This is a genomic window from Marivita sp. (assembly GCF_051859345.1).
Classification (GTDB): domain Bacteria; phylum Pseudomonadota; class Alphaproteobacteria; order Rhodobacterales; family Rhodobacteraceae; genus Marivita.
Genome location: NZ_JBHYFV010000045.1, coordinates 15886 through 30883 on the forward strand (window position 1 = coordinate 15886; position 14998 = coordinate 30883).

At 59.4% G+C, this 14998-nt stretch carries 13 protein-coding genes; 4 read left to right on the forward strand and 9 right to left on the reverse strand.

Annotation, left to right across the window (positions count from 1 at the left end):
• The first annotated feature begins 53 nt into the window (after positions 1-53).
• The gene (locus tag ACTIEN_RS19445; RefSeq protein WP_439524807.1) at positions 54-1022 is read left to right on the forward strand and encodes a Gfo/Idh/MocA family protein; all 969 of its coding nucleotides are present in this window, start codon (positions 54-56) and stop codon (positions 1020-1022) included.
• Positions 1023-1624: 602 nt separating this feature from the next.
• Here ACTIEN_RS19445 and phaZ read toward each other — a convergent pair.
• Positions 1625-2905, reverse strand: coding sequence for a polyhydroxyalkanoate depolymerase (gene phaZ / locus ACTIEN_RS19450; RefSeq protein WP_439524808.1), 1281 nt, complete (start codon positions 2903-2905; stop codon positions 1625-1627).
• A gap of 110 nt (positions 2906-3015) precedes the next feature.
• On the opposite strand from phaZ, the gene ACTIEN_RS19455 reads away from it, so the two are divergent.
• From ACTIEN_RS19455 to phaR, 3 genes are all read left to right on the forward strand, one after another.
• Entirely contained in the window at positions 3016-4809 is a 1794-nt protein-coding gene (locus ACTIEN_RS19455) for a PHA/PHB synthase family protein (protein WP_439524809.1), read from the forward strand.
• A gap of 125 nt (positions 4810-4934) precedes the next feature.
• Positions 4935-5384, forward strand: a complete 450-nt coding sequence (locus tag ACTIEN_RS19460) for a phasin family protein (RefSeq protein ID WP_439524810.1) — start codon at positions 4935-4937, stop codon at positions 5382-5384.
• A 180-nt stretch (positions 5385-5564) separates the two neighbouring features.
• Complete coding sequence (gene phaR, locus ACTIEN_RS19465) at positions 5565-6134, forward strand: polyhydroxyalkanoate synthesis repressor PhaR (RefSeq protein ID WP_439524811.1); 570 nt, start codon at positions 5565-5567, stop codon at positions 6132-6134.
• On the opposite strand, the gene ACTIEN_RS19470 is transcribed toward phaR, so the two are convergent.
• The 8 genes from ACTIEN_RS19470 to ACTIEN_RS19505 all read right to left on the reverse strand — a co-directional run bounded on the left by ACTIEN_RS19470 (position 6135) and on the right by ACTIEN_RS19505 (position 14948).
• Positions 6135-7325, reverse strand: coding sequence for a DegT/DnrJ/EryC1/StrS family aminotransferase (locus ACTIEN_RS19470; RefSeq protein ID WP_439524812.1), 1191 nt, complete (start codon positions 7323-7325; stop codon positions 6135-6137). It abuts the gene before it with no gap.
• A 106-nt stretch (positions 7326-7431) separates the two neighbouring features.
• Entirely contained in the window at positions 7432-8736 is a 1305-nt protein-coding gene (locus tag ACTIEN_RS19475; protein WP_439524813.1) for an NAD(P)/FAD-dependent oxidoreductase, read from the reverse strand.
• Positions 8737-8835: 99 nt separating this feature from the next.
• The gene (locus tag ACTIEN_RS19480; protein ID WP_439524814.1) at positions 8836-10200 is read right to left on the reverse strand and encodes a glutamine synthetase family protein; all 1365 of its coding nucleotides are present in this window, start codon (positions 10198-10200) and stop codon (positions 8836-8838) included.
• The gene (locus ACTIEN_RS19485) at positions 10197-10880 is read right to left on the reverse strand and encodes a type 1 glutamine amidotransferase (protein ID WP_439524815.1); all 684 of its coding nucleotides are present in this window, start codon (positions 10878-10880) and stop codon (positions 10197-10199) included. Before ACTIEN_RS19485 ends, ACTIEN_RS19480 begins: the two co-directional genes overlap by 4 nt.
• A 63-nt stretch (positions 10881-10943) precedes the next feature.
• Complete coding sequence (locus ACTIEN_RS19490) at positions 10944-12278, reverse strand: glutamine synthetase family protein (protein ID WP_439524819.1); 1335 nt, start codon at positions 12276-12278, stop codon at positions 10944-10946.
• 81 nt (positions 12279-12359) lie between these two features.
• Positions 12360-13166: an ABC transporter permease gene (locus ACTIEN_RS19495; RefSeq protein ID WP_439524820.1), complete on the reverse strand. Its 807-nt coding sequence runs from the start codon at positions 13164-13166 to the stop codon at positions 12360-12362.
• A gap of 91 nt (positions 13167-13257) precedes the next feature.
• Complete coding sequence (locus tag ACTIEN_RS19500; protein WP_439524821.1) at positions 13258-14142, reverse strand: ABC transporter permease; 885 nt, start codon at positions 14140-14142, stop codon at positions 13258-13260.
• Positions 14143-14225: 83 nt separating this feature from the next.
• Positions 14226-14948, reverse strand: coding sequence for a transporter substrate-binding domain-containing protein (locus ACTIEN_RS19505; RefSeq protein ID WP_439524816.1), 723 nt, complete (start codon positions 14946-14948; stop codon positions 14226-14228).
• Between the last annotated feature and the right edge of the window lie 50 nt (positions 14949-14998).

The following is a 14998-nucleotide window of genomic DNA, read 5'->3' on the forward strand; positions in this document are numbered from 1 at the left end:
TGCCCGGCGTTTTTTCGTGTTAGGCACAACACATTCATCAGGAGGGCTCAGACATGGCAGATGTTCGTTGGGGTATACTTGGAGCGGCCAAGTTCGCGCGGGAGCAAATGGCACCGGCCATTCATGCCGCAAAGCGGTCGAAACTGGCGATGCTGGCGACGTCCGATCCGGCCAAGGCGGCACCGTTTCAGGCCATCGACGGCGATCTGCGCGTTGTGGACAGCTATGACGCACTGCTGGCCGATCCCGACATCGACGCGGTCTATATCCCGCTGCCCAATACGCTGCATGTCGAATGGACGCGCAAGGCGCTGGAGGCGGGCAAACATGTGCTGTGCGAAAAGCCGATTGCGATGCAGGCAGACGAGATCGACGCGCTGATTGCGCTGCGGGACCAGACCGGGCTTGTGGCGGCCGAGGCCTACATGATCGTGCATCATCCCCAGTGGCAACAGGTGCGCGACTGGGTGCAGGGGGGCGTGATCGGAGAATTGCTGCGGGTCAATGCGACGTTCAGCTATGACAACAGCGGCGATCCGGGCAATATCCGCAACTCGGCCGAAACGGGGGGCGGGAGCCTTCCGGATATCGGGGTGTACACGCTGGGTTGCACGCGGTTTGTGACCGGAAAAGAGCCGGAGCGCATCCTGTTTGCCGATATCCGGCGCGAGAACGGTGTCGAAGTTCGGACCGAGGCGGTGGCGCAGTTCGACGGGTTCACGCTGACCTCGCTCACGTCGATGCGGATGACGCCGCATCAGAACGTCACGTTCCATGGCTCGGACGGGGTGATCGAGGTGGTGACCGGGTTTAATCCGCTGGCGCATGGGGATGCGGAGCTGCGCTTGTCGCGGGCCGGTCAGCCGATGCAGGTGCAGCGCTATCCGGGAATGAATCACTATGTGTTGCAGGTCGAAAATTTCGGCGCGGCGGTGCGGGGGGAGACGGCCTATCCATGTCCGCTTGAGTTCAGCAAGGGGACCCAGGAATTCATCGACATGATCTGGGCCGCCGGGGGGTGATCCATGGGCAGAGATGGTATTATGCCGCTGAATTGAAGAAACGCAGAAAATTAGTGATCCAAAAGTGATCGGCTGCGTATTACCCTAAAAGACTTGGGGATACGCAAATCCATGGACATCAAATCAGTAGAGTTTTCTGCTGCGTTTCTTAATTCTTTGGGTGGCAGTGGCCAAAGCGAAACCGAGAGCCTCATCGACGGCATTTCGTTTGAGGTCTCTGAAGGTCCCATAGACCCATCCGCACCTCTTGCAACACACAGGGGAGTCGTTGGTCGGCTTGTCGTCTGTCTGGAGGATGGTTCCCCCGCAGTCTTCGCACTCAAATGTGACTCGTATTAAGTCCATGATCACCGCCTTTGCCGGGTGTCTTGACAGATTATCCATGCAAGGCGCGGCATATGTCAACTTGCAGCGATGCTTTACGCGTCGGCAGGCGTTGCCCCGAAGCCGCGCAATTGGTCCGGTTTCCCGGTCTTTTCAGCCTTAGATTGCGATTGCCCGAAGATGGTCGGGTTATGCGCGAGGCGTCTTCGTGTGGTGGCAGGGCAATGCGACTGCCGTTATAGCGAAAACGGGCCGATCCGCAGATCGACCCGTTTGAATCATGCGGCGTTGGTGTTCGCCGGTTTGGTCTTTTTCGTTTTTGGCGTGTCGCCCGCATAGCTGTCGATAAAGTCGAGAACCAGCGGACGGATGTTGTTGCGCCAGCTTTTGCCGGCGAAGATGCCGTAATGGCCCGCACCGGGTTCAACATGGCTTGCCTTCATGTCCTCGGGCAGGCCGGTACATAGGCCGAGCGCCGCGATACACTGACCGGGGGCCGAGATGTCGTCATTTGCGCCTTCGACGGTTTTGATGGCGACCTTTGTGATGGCACCCATATCGACCTTGTGGCCCGCGACGACAAATTCGTTCTTCGCGATTTCGCGTTTCTTGAAGATGCGGTCGACGGTGGACAGGTAGAATTCCGCTGTCATGTCCATCACAGCCAGGTATTCGTCATAAAAGCGGTTGTGGGCATCGTGATCTGATGCGTCGCCGCGCATGACGCTTTGGATCTGGTTCGAGAACGCATCGCCATGGCGTTCGCCGTTCATCGAGATGAAAGAGGCCAATTGGAGAAGTCCGGGATAGACCATGCGACCGACGCCCGGATATTTGAAGCCCACGCGCTGAATCATGGTTTCTTCAAGCTGGCCCATTGTCACGCGGGCACCGAAGTCGGTCACGTCGGTCGGTGTGGCGTCGGGATCGACCGGGCCACCGATCAAGGTGAGCGTGCGCGGCTGTGCGTCGGGATCGAGTTCGGCGAGGTACGCCGTCGCGGCGAGGGTGAGGGGAACCGGCTGGCACACGGCGACGACATTGGTTTCAGGACCAAGTTCGCGCATGAAATCCATCAGGTAGAGGGTGTAGTCCTCGACATCGAATTTGCCTGCACTGACAGGAATGTCGCGTGCATTGTGCCAGTCTGTCACGTAGACTTCGCAATTGACGATTAAAGATTTGACTGTGGAGCGGAGGAGCGTCGCATAGTGACCGGACATCGGAGCCACGAGCAGGATCTTGCGGGGCTGTTCCTTGCGTCCGACGACGTCGAAATGGATCAGATTGCCGAACGGACGTTCGACTATAGTCTTAATGTCGACGAGGTGATCTTTGCCGTCTTCGTGGGTGAATGTTCGAATCCCCCAGTCCGGTTTGACAACCATACGTTCAAAGGTGCGCTCGGTCACCTCGCCCCAGGCGGCCATCCACTGGATCGCAGGGTTGGGCAGCATCGCCCAAGCCGGGTAAGATGCCATCGTGCGCGCGGTCGAGCCAAGCCATTGATTTGTATTGCGAAACGTTTCCATGAGATCGTATGTCATCATGTGGCGCATAGAGGCGTCTCCTTAAATCCGGTCCGGAAACCGGGCCAATTCGTCGCTTTGCCTCCCACCGCAGGCGACTGTATTCTGCATGGCAGCATACTTAGGGGGGAATATTGGCCATGACAACCAACGACGTTGCCGCACCGGAAATGAGCGCGGAACTTGAGGCCAATTTGCAAAAGATAGACTCGCTGACTCAGCGGCTCATGTCGGCCCTGTCCAGCAAGAAGCAGATCAATTCGTCCTTGCATGCACCGGACGCGGCGCTTTTTGGCGACGCGATTCAGGCCTATTGGCAGGAATGGCTGCAGAACCCGGCCAAGATTCTCGAGCATCAGATCGAATTTTGGGGCAAGTCCGTCAGCCATTACGTCGAGGCCCAGCAGGCGCTGGCCAAGGGCAAACTGCAAGCGCCAGAAGACCCCGGTCCGAGGGATCGGCGGTTCAAGAACCCGATGTGGGATGAACATCCCTATTTCAACTTCATCAAGCAGCAATACCTGATCAACGCCGATGCGATCCGTAATGCGGTTGAAGATATTGAGGACATGGACGCGACCGAAAAGAAGCGGGTCCGCTATTTTGCGCAGCAGATCGTCGATATGTTCGCGCCCACGAATTTTCTGGCGACCAATCCGGATGCGCTGCAAAAGGCGCTCGAGACCGAAGGCGAGAGCCTTGTCAAAGGGCTCGAGAACCTTGTGGCCGATCTTGAGGCGAACAACGGCGAACTGGTCGTCCGGCTTGCCGATGAGGGCGCGTTCGAGATTGGCACCAACATCGCCACCGCCGAGGGCGACGTTGTTTATCGCAACCACATGATGGAGGTGATCCAGTACAGGGCAACCACCGAAAAGGTCCGCGTGACGCCGATTATCCTGTTTCCGCCCTGGATCAACAAGTTCTACATTCTGGACCTCAAACCCGAGAATTCGTTCATCCGCTGGGTGGTGGATCAGGGGTACACGCTTTTCGTGGTCAGCTGGATCAACCCGGATGAAAGCTACAAGGATGTCGGGCTCGATACCTATATCGAGGACGGCTATCTGCGGGTGATTGATGAGGTCAAGGCGATCTGCAACGTCGATAAGGTCAATGCCATCGGGTATTGTATCGCAGGCACCACGCTGAGTCTGACGCTGTCGCTGATGAAGCAGCGGGGCGACAAGTCGATCAAATCCGCGACCTTCTTTACCACGCTGACCGATTTTTCCGACCAGGGGGAATTTACGCCGTTCCTGCAAAATGACTTTATCGACGGGATCGAGGCCGAGATCGGGGATACGGGGATTCTCAAGTCCTTTATCATGGCGCGCACGTTCAGTTACCTGCGGTCCAACGACCTGATCTATGGGCCTGCGATCAAAAGCTACATGATGGGGGAAACCCCACCAGCCTTCGATCTGCTATATTGGAACGGCGACGGAGCGAACCTGCCGGGGCGCATGGCAATGCAGTATCTGCGGGGGCTTTGCCAGTCCAACGAGTTTGCACAAGGCACGTTCGACTTGATGGGTCACACGCTGAGCCTGAAGGATGTGGATGTGCCCCTGTGTTCGGTGGCCTGTGAGACCGACCACATCGCGGCGTGGAAGGATTGCTATCGCGGGGTTCAGACCATGGGGTCGAAATCCAAGCAGTTCATCCTGTCCGAGTCGGGTCATATTGCCGGAATCGTCAATCCGCCAACCAAGAAAAAATATGGCCATTACAGCAATGACGGTGCGGCCATGTCGGCGGACGAGTGGAAATCCAGCGCCGAATATACCGAGGGATCGTGGTGGCCACGCTGGGAAACCTGGATGGCGAAACGGTCTGGCAAATGGGTCAACGCACGGGAAACAGGGGATAAATCCCATCCGTCGCTTGGCCCTGCTCCTGGCGCATATGTGCGGATCAAGGCGACGGCCTGACCCTAGGACATCTTTTTTGCTGCAGTGCAGAAAAAGGGTTGAAATGCTGCAGTGCGGCATGTATATATTCTGCATCTGCACAGGATAGCGGGGTGGGCCCGCAGAGCAGGAAAGGATTTTGAACGATGGCTAAGACACCTGATTACACAGCGACCATGAAAGAAATGATGGGCGCGTTTCCGGTTGACACGAAAGCAATGGAAGACGCTTTCAAGACCACAGCAACTCTGAACGAGAAGCTGTCGCACGTTGCAATCGAAGCGGCTGAAAAGTCGTCCGAGATTTCCGCAAAGTGGACCAAAGACACACTCGCCAAGCTGGGCGACATGTCCAAGGCGAAAACCGAGCCTGCGGATTACGCAAAAGCGATGACCGATTTCGCATCGGCTCAGGCTGAAGTTGCTGCCGAGAACATGGCCGCATTCGCCGAGATCGCGAAGAAAGTCCAGATGGACACAGTTGAGCTGATGATGGCCGCTGGCAAAGACCTCTCCGAGGACGCAACTGCCGCAGTCAAGAAAGCAACAACTGACGCGACAACAGCTGCCAAGAAGGCAACTGCTGCTGCAAAGTAAGCTTTTAGCGAACTAGCGTTCTCTCCTCCCAAATTGGAACGCTATGCTTAGGTCGGATCCCTTCGTGGATCCGGCCTTTTTTTGTCCCAGCTTGCGATCACAGTGACAGCAGTGCTTTCTTTTTGTGCTGCATGTGCTTAGGCTGCAATGCAGCATAGACATACCGGGGGAGAGAACACCTTGGCCGACGACCAAAAACCGCTACTGATCAAGCGCTACGCGAGCCGCCGTCTCTACAATACCGAAACATCCGATTATGTGACGCTGGAAGATATCGCGGGCTTCATCCGCGGCGGGCGTGAGGTCAAGATTGTCGATCTCAAATCCGGCGATGACCTGACGCGGCAATATCTTTTGCAGATCATCGCCGAACACGAAAGCCGCGGCGAAAGCGTTCTGCCGACAAACGTGCTCAACGATCTGGTGCGCAGCTATACCACCACGGCGACCAGCGCGGTGCCGCAATTCCTGGCCGCCAGTTTCGAGATGTTTCGCGACAGCCAGTCCAAGTGGATGGAGAACATGGGCAAGACAAATCCCATGTCCAACGTTCCGGGATTCGAGGTCATTCAGGCGCAGCAAGAGGCATTTCTGAAAGCCATGACCGGCGGGGCGGGGGCCACATGGTCTGGTCCATCGCCGGATGAGCCCGATACGGAATCGGATGACACCTCGGACGGCGATGATCTTGATTCCATAAAGACCCAGCTGGCCGAGCTTCAGAAAAAGCTGTCCAAACTCGACAAGTGATCAGGCCGTGGCCTGAACCGCCGGGCGCATGACGTGGTCGATGGCCGACAGGATCACGTCTGCCACCGAGTCGCAGTCCGAAACGCTCAGCCGCGCGGGCAGACGGCAATCGCAGGCGCGGGCAAGCATCTTTCGGGTTTTCGGCAAATCCGGGACCGGTCCAAGGAATTCCCAGTTCCAGAACGCACGGGCATTGTCGGTGCTGCGCCCGAACACCTGAATCGACACACCCAGCGATTTGGCGGCCTCGACAAAGGCATCGACGTCGTGATTGTCCATGTCCACCAGCGAAAACTGAAGCGAATCCGGCGCGCGCTCTTCCTTGGGAAGAGAATGCGGGACGGTGATCCAGGGCGATTGGCGCAACCGCGAAGCGACGTGGTCATGGTTGCGACGACCATCGCGCACGCGCCGTTCGAGTTCGGGAAGTTGCGGGCGGATGACGGCGGCAGACAGGTTTGACAGGCGCAGGTTGTAGAGTGGAAGCTTGTTCTGCCACTTGGCAAAGGCGTCGTGGAGAACCGCGTGTTTCTTCCAGTTATGCTCGTAAGCGCCCGACATGATGACCGCGCGCGCAACCAGGTCCGCGTCATCGGTCAGAAGAATGCCGCCTTCGCCACCGTTCAGCATCTTGTAGCTTTGAAAGCTGAAGCAGCCGATTTGGCCCAACGTGCCGATGAGCTGCCCGTCCCAGCGCGTGCCAAGCGAATGGGCGGCGTCTTCGATCACGGGGATGTCGCGCTCTGTACAGAGCCGAAGGATGGCGTCCATGTCGGACGTATGGCCGCGCATGTGGCTGATCATCACCGCCTGAACATTGTCCAGCTTGGCGGTGAAATCCGCGATGTCGATGCGATAGCTGTCATCGACCTCGCACAGAACCGGCACGCAATCGGCGTGTACGACCGACGACGGCACGGCAGCAAAGGTGAAGGCGGGGATCAGAACCCGTGCATCGCGGGGCAGGCCAAGCGCCTTGAGCGCCAGGAACAGGGCGGCCGAACAGCTGCTGACGGCGAGTGCGAATTTTGCCCCCATCAGGGCTGCGAATTCTTCTTCCAGAAGCGACACGGGCGCGCCCTCGGCTGCCGTGTAGCGAAACAGATCGCCGGATTGCATCAGCCGGTCGATTTCTTGTCGCGCGGCTTCGGGAATGGGTTCTGCGTCGTGCATGTTTGGAAGATTTGTCATGTGCACCTCTGTCAATCCTGCGCAATTGCTCCGCGCTCTCATGTCAGTATGACAGAGGTATGACGACGCGGCGATTCAAAATGCGCATGGGTGGGGCTGTCCGGCGTCAGACGCCCAGCCGATCGCGCATCGCGTACCACGACATGGCAAGCGACAGGATGGGTGTGCGCAACAGCCCGCCACCGGGAAAGGGCAGGTGCGGGATGGTGTTGAACGCATCAAGTCCCGCAGACGGGCCGCGCGTGGCTTCGGCCATGATCTTGCCGGCCTGAATGGCGTTGCCGACCCCGTGGCCGGAATAGCCCGACGCCGACAGGATGTTGGACCGGACTCGCGCCAGGTAGGGCATCCGCTTGATCGTGATCGCCAGAGTGCCGCCCCAGGCATACTCGATCCTGACGTCGCGCAGATGTGGAAAGATCACCGACATCGGCTTGCGCACCAGCGCGGGGATGTCGCGGGGAAAGCGATAGCCATAGGTTTCGCCCCCGCCGAACAGCAGCCGCTTGTCATGGCTGAGACGAAAGTAATTCACAACAAAGCGCGAATCCGCGACCCCGACATCCTGTGTCAGGACACGGGCGGCGTCCTCGCCCAAAGGTTCGGTTGCGATGACGTAATTGTTGATCGGCATGACCCGCGCGGTCACCTGCCGGTCAAGCCCCCCCAGATACCCGTTGGCCGCCAGGATGACCTGATCAGCCACCACATGTCCGGCATCGGTGCGGATGGTCACTTTGGACCCGTGTCGAATGTCATGCACATGACTGCGCTCATGGATGCGCGCACCCGCCCTCGCCGCCGCCTTTGCAAGGCCAAGCGCAAGGCGCAGGGGGTGCAGATGCGCTGCGCCGGTGTCGAGCGTTCCGCCGATATAGTCGGGCGATGGGCAAAGCGCCTGAAACGCATCCCTGTCGAGCGCACGGATTCGGGAATAGCCGTAGCGTGTGTCGAGGTGGTCCGCGTAGCTGTGCAACTCCGCAACATCACCGCGTGTCGATCCGGCCCAGGCGATCCCGTCCTTGAGGTGGCAGTCGATGCCGTGTTTCTCGATCAGCCCGCGTACCAGCGTCTTGGCATCTTCACCCAGATCCCACAATCGGCGCGCAGCTTCTGCGCCCACAATCTTTTCCAGCGTGATCTGGTCCTGCCGCTGGCCCGATCCCAACTGACCGCCATTGCGCCCGGACGCGCCAAAGCCGACGCGATGCGCATCCAGAAGCACCACATCCGCCCCCATCTCGGCCAGGTGCAGCGCCGCGGACAGTCCCGTATACCCGGCCCCGACAATACACACATCGGCGCGGGTCTCGCCTTGCAACGGCGCAAACGGGGCCAGCGGTGTGGCCGTCGCGGCGTACCAGCTTTGGGGATATTCCCCGCGTGTGTCATTGCTGAAGAGAAGGTTCAAAGCGGGGTCCTGATCTTCTTCTTTTTCCAAATATGCCGGGGGGTTTGGGGGGCTGGCCCCCCAACCGGTCGGACCGGCGCAGCCGGTCCGAAACCCCGGTCAGACGTTCAACAGCAGATGTTCGCGTTCCCATGGGCTGATCACCTGCAGGAATTCCTCGTATTCGGTGCGTTTCACAATCGAATAGACGCGACAGAATTCCTCGCCAAGAATGTCATGCAACTCTGTGGCCTCTTCAAAAAGCTGGAGCGCCTGTCCCAGCACCTGCGGAATATCCGCATCCCCTTCATAGGCGTCTTTCTTCAGCGGTTTGGAGGGCCACTTTTCGTTGATCAGACCCAGATACCCACAGGCCAACGACGCGGCGATGCCCAGATAGGGGTTGCAGTCCATCCCGGCCAGACGGTTCTCGACCCGGCGGCTGTCCGTGCCCGAAAGGGGAATGCGGATGCCGGTGGTGCGGTTGTCGCGCCCCCAGGCCAGGTTGATCGGCGCGGCGTGGTCTTTCACATAGCGCCGGTAGCTGTTCACATAGGGGGCCAGAACCGCGATGGCGGCGGGGGTGTAGGTCTGAAGCCCGCCGATGAAGTGGAAGAACGCATCGGTTTCTCCACCCTGCGGACCGGAAAACAGGTTCCGCCCGGTTTCGATATCCATGATCGAATGGTGAATGTGCATGGCGCTGCCGGGTTCGTTCTCGATCGGCTTGGCCATGAAGGTGGCGAAACAATCGTGGCGCAGGGCAGCTTCGCGGATCAGGCGCTTGAAGTAGAACACCTCGTCGGCAAGTTTCACCGGGTCGCCATGGCGCAGGTTGATTTCCAACTGTCCTGCGCCGCCTTCCTGGGTGATGCCGTCGATCTCGAATCCCTGCGCCTCGGCGAAATCGTAGATGTCGTCGATGACGGGGCCGAATTCATCCACGGCGGTCATCGAATACGCCTGACGCGCGGCTGCGGGGCGGCCCGAACGGCCGATCATCGGTTCGATCGCCTTGGCCGGGTCGAGGTTGCGTGCGGTCAGGTAGAACTCCATTTCCGGTGCGATCACCGGTTCCCAGCCCTGATCACGGTACAGCTGGACCACGCGTTTCAGCACGTTGCGCGGAGCGTAGGGCACAGGTTTGCCCTTGCGGTCATAGGCGTCGTGGATGACCTGCAGCGTCCAGTCGCCGGTCCACGGCGCGGCGGTGGCTGTGCTCATGTCGGGGCGCAGGATCATGTCGCGTTCGATGAAGCCGCCATCGTCCTCATCGGCGGCTTCGCCCCAATCGCCGGTGATGGTCTGAAAGAAGATCGAATCCGGCAGGTGGAAATATTCCTGCCGCGCGAATTTCGAGGCCGGCACCGCCTTGCCACGGGCAATGCCGGGAAGGTCCGCGACGATACATTCCACTTCGTCCAGACGGCGCCCTTCGAGAAAGGCACGCGCCGAATCGGGGAGGGTGTCTGTCCAGTCGGTCATTGAAGCGTTCCTTCACGGAAGAATGTGGCGAATTGATCGGCCATCCGGTTGTTGTCGAGCGGGCGGCCCATGCGCGACAGGGCGTCCTGCATCAGCGGGTCGGGAACCACACCCGGTCCGCGGGTTTCGATCAGGCCCTTGATGAAGTCATCGCCGTATTCGGGATGCGGTTGCACGGTAAACGCCTTGCCCGGATAAAGCAGCGCGGCGTTGGCGCAATGGCTGCCATATGCCACAACCTGCGCGCCTTCGGGGGCTTTCACAACCTGATCCTGATGCCAGGCGTTGATGGTCATGGGATCGCCCCCGAAATCATAGGTTTGCTGGCCGACAACCCAGCCGCCCTCGTATTTTTCAACTTTGCCGCCAAGCGCCTGCGCGATGATCTGGTGGCCGAAACAGACGCCGATCAGGGGGCGGTCTGCGGCGACGACATCGCGGATCAGCTGTTCGAGCGGAGGAATCCACGGATGGTCTTCGTAAGCGCCGTGTTTCGATCCGGTGATGAGCCAGCCATCCGCGTCTTCCGGCCCATCGGGAAAGACGTTTTCGACCACGGACCAGCTTTCGAAGGTGAAGCCCTTGTTGGCCAGAAGCCGTTCAAAGAATCCGGGATACTCGCCGAACGACCCCTTGAGTTCGTCCGGAGCGAGTCCCGTCTGCAAAATTCCGATTTTCATGAAGCACCAAGGTGTTTGTGTTCGTAAGCTATGTGTTCAACCGCTGCACAGCAAGAGACGGCCCTAGACCGTATCTAGGTATATTTCGACCCGTTCCGCCGGGGTGAGTTCGTCCATGTAATGGATTTCCTGCTTTTTCGTCAGGACCAGATTGCGAATCAGCTCTTCGTTGAAAATGCGCGGCATCACCGTGCTGTTCTCGAACGCGGTGACGGCGGTGGGCCAGTCGGCGGGGATCTGTGGCAGGTCTAGCGCGTAGGCGTTGCCTTTGACCGGGTCGGGTGGCATCGCCCCATCTTCGATCCCGACAAGGGCTGCACCCAGAATGGCGGCCAGTGTCAGGTAGGGGTTCACGTCGCCGCCTGCGACCCGATGTTCGATGCGCCGGGCTGCGGAACTGCCCGACGGTACGCGGATCGCCGTGGTGCGGTTCTCGTAGGCCCAGGCGATGCCGGTGGGGGCGTGCGCCTCGGGAACCAGCCGGTCATAGCTGTTCCAGTGCGGCGCAAAGAGCAGCGTGCTGTCATACATGCCGTTCAGACACCCGGCGATGGCATGGTGCAGCATGTCGGTGCCCCGGGGACCGCCATCGTCAAAGACGTTTTCACCGTTTTCATCCAGAACCGAGAAATGCGTGTGCATGCCGGACCCGGAATAGTCGGGATAGGGTTTGGCCATGAAGGAGGCGGCAAAACCGTGGCGGCGGGCGAGCCCCTTGACCAGCATCTTGAAGAGCCAGGCATCGTCAGCCGCGCGCAGGGCGTCGTCGCTGTGCATCAGGTTCATTTCGAACTGGCCCAGACCGGCTTCGGAAATCACCGTGTCGGCGGGAATGTCCATCGCCTCGCAGGCGTCGTAGAGATCGGTGAAGAAACGGTCGAACTGGTCGATGAGACGAATGGACAGGATCTCGCCCGCCTTGCGGCGCTTGCCGGAACGGGGTGAGGCGGGGACTTGCAGGTTGCGGGTGCTGTCGTCGATCAGGAAGAACTCCAGCTCCATCGCAACCACAGGGGTCAGACCGCGCGCCTTGTAGCGTTGCACCACGGAATTAAGCGCATGGCGAGGGTCGCCTTCATAGGGCTGGCCGGTTTCGCGATACATCCAGAGAGGAAGAAGCGCGCTGGGGGCTTCCAGCCACGGCATCGGCACAAAGCCGCGTTCGGTGGCAAACAGCACGCCATCGGCGTCCCCCGCCTCGAACACAAGCGGACTGTCGTCGATGTCTTCGCCCCAGATATCAAGGTTGAGCACCGAGAGCGGAAAGCGGGTGCCGCCGTCGATTGTCTTGTCGGCAAAGCGGGCCGGGACACGTTTGCCGCGCGCCTGTCCATTGAGGTCAGAGGCCGCCACCCGGATGGTGCGGACCTGCGGGTTCTTGCGGAGCCAGTTGGAGATATGCGCGTTCATGGAGCCAGTTTCGAATAATTTGATCAAATTCAGAAATAGGCGGGCTGACCCCAGATTAGCAAGCGAAATTCACCGGATCACGTTCAGCTTGAGCTTGATCCTTGCGCGCACGTCCTGCGGCAGATGGCGGTTCAGTCGGCGATTGATCAGCCCGAAGATGCTGATGATTACCAGCGTCAGCAGGATGAAATAGAAGGCGAGGATCGGGTATGGCACGAAGGGGTTGAACGTCTTGTCGGCAAAGAAATTTGCATAGTAAAGCGCGTCGCCGCGTTGTTGCCATGCGGGAAATCCCGAGAAATAGACCAGCGTCGTGGCATGAAAGAGAAAGATCGCCTCGTTTGTGTAGGCGGGCCAGGCAAGGCGCAGCATGGTTGGCCATGTGACCCGTCTGAACCGCGCCCAACCCGACATGCCATAGGCGTCCGCCGCTTCGATATCGCCGCGCGGCACCGATTGCAGGGCGCCGTAGAAGATCTCGCCGGAATAGGCGGCGGTGTTGAAGAACAGGACGATCAACGCGCCGAGCCAAGCGGAGGTGAAGGGATCGAAAACCGGCGAGACGGGTTTGAGCGCGAGGAACAGGAAATAGGCAAAGAAGAACTGTATGAACAGCGGCGAGCCGCGGAACAGAAAGATGAACCAGGCGCTTGTCTTCTGCAGCAGCCAGTTGTTGGACGCCTTGCCCAGGGCCACGGCGGTTGCCAGAAAGAAACCGGCGGCCAGCGCGAGAACGCCGAAATAGATGTTCCAGATCATGCCCGACCCGATCAGGGTGAATTGCTGGCACAGTGTGAATCCTTCGCGCGGAAGCAGGCGTTCACCGATCCCGACAGAGCGCAGACCATACTCCGCGATGGTTTCCCAACAGCTCATGCCCGGTGCCTCTGAAACAGGCGTCGGGCCAAAGACAGCGTCCGCAAAGCGGGCGCGTTCCGGCACTGTCGGAATATCGCGAAAAGGGGTGTCATGCCGCCGCCTTTCGCTGCGCTTCTCCGCCAAGGGTGGCCTGCCCTTGGGTCAATCTGAGCATCAGCTTGTCGAGGACAATCTCGGACACGCGGGTGAAGGCGAGGTAGAACACCAGCAGGCCAAGGAAGTACCACACCCGCCAGTCACCATGCGGATAATCGGTAAAGCGCGGGGTCTTGGCTCCTCCGAGTTCGCGCGCCCAGTAGACGATGTCTTCGACACCCAGCAGGAACAGCAGTGGGGTGGCCTTGATCAGCACCAGCCAGAGATTTGACAGGCCGGGCAGGGCAAAGACCCACATCTGCGGCACCAGAATGCGCCAATAAACCTGGCGGCGCGACATGCCATACGCCTCGGCGGTTTCAAGCTGGTTGTGCGGCACTGCGCGCATGGCACCGTAAAGGACGTTGGCAGCGAAAGCGCCAAAGACGATGGCGAAGGTCAGCACCGCCAGGAAAAACCCGTAGGTTTCATGGATCCATTGCGGCGCGTTGCCCAAGGGGAGCTTGGCGATGTCGCAGACCACAAAATCATTGCCCTGCCAGATCTCCTGATCCCAGTCGGGGCATTTGATCTCGTGGCGAATCCATTCGAAGAAAATGTCGAGCGCCAGCACGAAGAAGAGGAAAAACGCGATGTCCGGTACGCCGCGCACGATGGCGATATAGCCTTTGCCGAACCAGCGGATGGGCGCGATTTTCGACCGCGCGGCAGAGGCGCCGCCAAACCCGAAGGCAAGCGCGGCCGGGGCGGTGATCGCGAGCAGCAACAGGACCGTGCCAAACGACCAGTACAAGCCCATATGCTTGCCGGTTGTGAGGTAACACGCCATCCACTGGAACGTGCCGAGCGTGTCAGGATCTGTGCAAAAACTGAATATGGTGTGCCTCTGGAGGGCTTGGAATTGAGTTTATCTGGCAAGATGAAGGGGGCAGGCGGGCCGCCCCCTTCGGAGCTGTGGTTTTAGAAGGTTGCCGAACCCGGCAGCCATTTTTCGATCAGCGTGTTGAGCGAGCCGTCTTCCTTCATCGACTCGATCGCGGCAGTGAATTTGTCGCGCAATTCGGTGTCGCTTTCGCGGATGCCCATGCCGATGCCGCCACCCAGAAGCACGTCGTCACCGACGATGGCGACGTCGGCGTTTTCTTCGGCGATGGGTTGCAGATACGCCTTGTCGGCCAGAACCGCGTCGGCCTCACCGCTGCGTACGGCGGCGATGGTTTCATCCGGTGTGGCGAATTCGACCAGCGTCGCGCCGGACGAGGCGATTTGTGACGCCTGGATGGTGCCCGCCTGTGCGGCGATCACACCGCCGTCGAAATCCACCTCCGCACCGTCGAGCGCGAGGTAGGCTGACGGATCAGGTTGGGTGTAGTTTGCGGTAAAATCAATCACTTCGTCGCGTTCGTCGGTGATGGACATGCCCGCGATGATGACATCGTAGTTGCCTGCGACGAGGTTGGGGATGATGCTGTCCCATTCGTTCGTGACCCATTCGCAGGTCAGTTCGGCGCGGGTGCAAAGCTCATCACCCAGTTCGCGTTCGAAGCCATCGACCTCGCCGGCGTCATTGATGAAGTTGTACGGAGGGTAGGCGCCCTCGGTGCCAAGGCGCACAACGTCCTGCGCGAGGGCCATCGAGGCGGTCAGAGCCAGTGCGGCGGTGCCGAGGATAAGGGTTTTCATGGTGTTTGCTCCCGGTTTTATTAAGTGATTATTCGGCCATTGTGGAGGAC

Coding starts and splice junctions, on each gene's coding strand:
- ACTIEN_RS19445 (WP_439524807.1), top strand. CDS start 54: ATGGCAGATGTTCGTTGGGGTATACTTGGAGCGGCCAAGTTCGCGCGG.
- phaZ (WP_439524808.1), bottom strand. CDS start 2,905: ATGCGCCACATGATGACATACGATCTCATGGAAACGTTTCGCAATACA.
- ACTIEN_RS19455 (WP_439524809.1), top strand. CDS start 3,016: ATGACAACCAACGACGTTGCCGCACCGGAAATGAGCGCGGAACTTGAG.
- ACTIEN_RS19460 (WP_439524810.1), top strand. CDS start 4,935: ATGGCTAAGACACCTGATTACACAGCGACCATGAAAGAAATGATGGGC.
- ACTIEN_RS19470 (WP_439524812.1), bottom strand. CDS start 7,325: ATGACAAATCTTCCAAACATGCACGACGCAGAACCCATTCCCGAAGCC.
- ACTIEN_RS19480 (WP_439524814.1), bottom strand. CDS start 10,200: ATGACCGACTGGACAGACACCCTCCCCGATTCGGCGCGTGCCTTTCTC.
- ACTIEN_RS19485 (WP_439524815.1), bottom strand. CDS start 10,880: ATGAAAATCGGAATTTTGCAGACGGGACTCGCTCCGGACGAACTCAAG.
- ACTIEN_RS19495 (WP_439524820.1), bottom strand. CDS start 13,166: ATGAGCTGTTGGGAAACCATCGCGGAGTATGGTCTGCGCTCTGTCGGG.
- ACTIEN_RS19505 (WP_439524816.1), bottom strand. CDS start 14,948: ATGAAAACCCTTATCCTCGGCACCGCCGCACTGGCTCTGACCGCCTCG.